This window comes from Desulfosediminicola ganghwensis, from assembly GCF_005116675.2.
GTDB lineage: Bacteria > Desulfobacterota > Desulfobulbia > Desulfobulbales > Desulfocapsaceae > Desulfopila > Desulfopila ganghwensis.
The window spans coordinates 5,147,501-5,150,000 of sequence record NZ_CP050699.1 but is presented as its reverse complement, the minus strand read 5'-3'; the positions used below and the strand labels follow the sequence as shown (position 1 = coordinate 5,150,000).

Here is a 2,500-nt window from a genome sequence, read left to right as displayed (position 1 = left end):
GGCCCGGCATACTAAAAGGTTTGACGTTTCCAGTCAAGCACTTTTTGTAAGACCGTTTTCATATATTAAGAACTGATTTGCTCGAATCAAGTGCAAATAAAAACCTCGGTCAGAATTTTTTCTGACCGAGGTTTTCGTGATAGAAATCGGCGGCGACCTACTCTCCCACACAGTCTCCCATGCAGTACCATCGGCGCTGAAGAGCTTAACTTCCGTGTTCGGAATGGGAACGGGTGGAGCCTCTTCGCTATGACCGCCGAAAAATTCGGCGAATGCTCCAGCAGCACCTAACTTGTCACGGTCAGCTTGTTCGACATACTTGATTGTATAGTCAATCAAGCTGCCTGCGCCAATTTAGGCGCGGCTGAACCATTCGTTTAGAGTGGTACCGGATATTCAAAAATGTTCGATAATCGAATAGTAGGGTAGTAGTAGTTGTATTTAATCAAAAGAAGTGGATAAGCCGCACGGCTTATTAGTATCAGTTAGCTCCACGTGTTGCCACGCTTCCACACCTGACCTATCAACGTTGTAGTCTACAACGAGCCTTCAGATGGCTAGTGCCATGGGAAATCTCATCTTAGAGTGGGCTTCCCGCTTAGATGCTTTCAGCGGTTATCCCTTCCGAACTTAGCTACCCAGCAATGCCCTTGGCAGAACAACTGGAACACCATAGGTTCGTCCACCCCGGTCCTCTCGTACTAGGGGAAGATCTCTTCAAATTTCCTGCGCCCGCAACAGATAAGGACCAAACTGTCTCACGACGTTTTAAACCCAGCTCGCGTACCACTTTAATTGGCGAACAGCCAAACCCTTGGGACCTGCTCCAGCCCCAGGATGTGATGAGCCGACATCGAGGTGCCAAACCTCCCCGTCGATATGGACTCTTGGGGGAGATAAGCCTGTTATCCCCGGAGTACCTTTTATCCGTTGAGCGACGACCCTTCCATGCGGAATCGCCGGATCACTAAGACCTACTTTCGTACCTGCTCGACATGTCTGTCTCGCAGTCAAGCTCCCTTATGCCTTTACACTCTACGGCTGGTTTCCAATCAGCCTGAGGGAACCATCGCGCGCCTCCGTTACTCTTTGGGAGGCGACCGCCCCAGTCAAACTACCCACCAGACAATGTCCCGGATCCGGATAACGGATCGCGGTTAGATTCCTAAGATAACAAGGGTGGTATTTCAAGGTTGACTCCATGACCACTGGCGTGGCCACTTCAAAGTCTCCCACCTATCCTACACATGTTACCTCAAAAACCAATGCCAAGCTGTAGTAAAGGTTCACGGGGTCTTTCTGTCTTGTTGCGGGTAACCGGCATCTTCACCGGTACTACAGTTTCGCTGAGTCCCTGGTTGAGACAGTGGGGAAATCGTTACGCCATTCGTGCAGGTCGGAACTTACCCGACAAGGAATTTCGCTACCTTAGGACCGTTATAGTTACGGCCGCCGTTTACCGGGGCTTCGGTTCAAAGCTTCGCTTGCGCTAACTCGTCCCCTTAACCTTCCGGCACCGGGCAGGCGTCAGACCCTATACTTCGTCTTTCGACTTCGCAGAGTCCTGTGTTTTTAGTAAACAGTCGCTCCCCCCATTTCACTGCAACCAGACTAGGCTCCATAAGTAAATTATATCACCATGCTGGCACACCTTCTCCCGAAGTTACGGTGCTATTTTGCCGAGTTCCTTAACCAGAGTTCTCTCAAGCGCCTTGGTATTCTCTACCTGCCTACCTGTGTCGGTTTACGGTACGGTCACAATCATAACTAGATACGAGGATTTTCCTGGAAGCATGGAACCAACCACTTTGTTGTCCAAAGGACATCGTCATCACACCTCAGAGTTAAAGAGACCCGGATTTGCCAAAGTCTCACCCCTACATGCTTGAACCGGGACAACCAACGCCCGGATGGTCTTACCTTCTCCGTCCCCCCTTACCATAACATTATGATAGTGGTACAGGAATATTAACCTGTTTCCCATCGACTACGCCTCTCGGCCTCGCCTTAGGAGCCGACTAACCCTTAGCAGATTAACTTGACTAAAGGAAACCTTAGGCTTTCGGCGACAAGGTTTCTCACCTTGTTTTTCGCTACTCGTGTCAACATAAGCTCTTGTGGAACCTCCAGCACTTCTTTCGATGTACCTTCTCAGGCGGCCACAATGTTCTCCTACCATCCAAATAAATTTGAATCCGTAGCTTCGGTACTATGCTTAGCCCCGTTAAATTTTCGGCGCGGTATCATTAGACCAGTGAGCTATTACGCTTTCTTTAAAGGGTTGCTGCTTCTAAGCCAACCTCCTGGTTGTATGTACAATTCCACATCCTTTCCCACTTAGCATAGATTTGGGGACCTTAGCTGACGGTCTGGGTTCTTTCCCTCTCGACCACGGAACTTATCTCCCGTAGTCTGACTCCCATATTAGAACTCAACGGCATTCGGAGTTTGAAAAGGGTTGGTAATCCGGTGGGACCCCTAGCCTTGTCAGTGCTCTACC

The 2,500-nt window shown here is 49.6% G+C and carries 2 rRNA genes (1 of these 2 only partly in view); both read right to left on the bottom strand.

Annotation, left to right across the window (positions count from 1 at the left end):
- Positions 1-144 precede the first annotated feature (144 nt).
- Positions 145-261 (bottom strand): 5S ribosomal RNA (gene rrf / locus FCL45_RS22235).
- A 193-nt stretch (positions 262-454) separates the two neighbouring features.
- Positions 455-2,500: ribosomal RNA gene (locus FCL45_RS22230) — 23S ribosomal RNA — on the bottom strand (it continues 867 nt past the right edge of the window).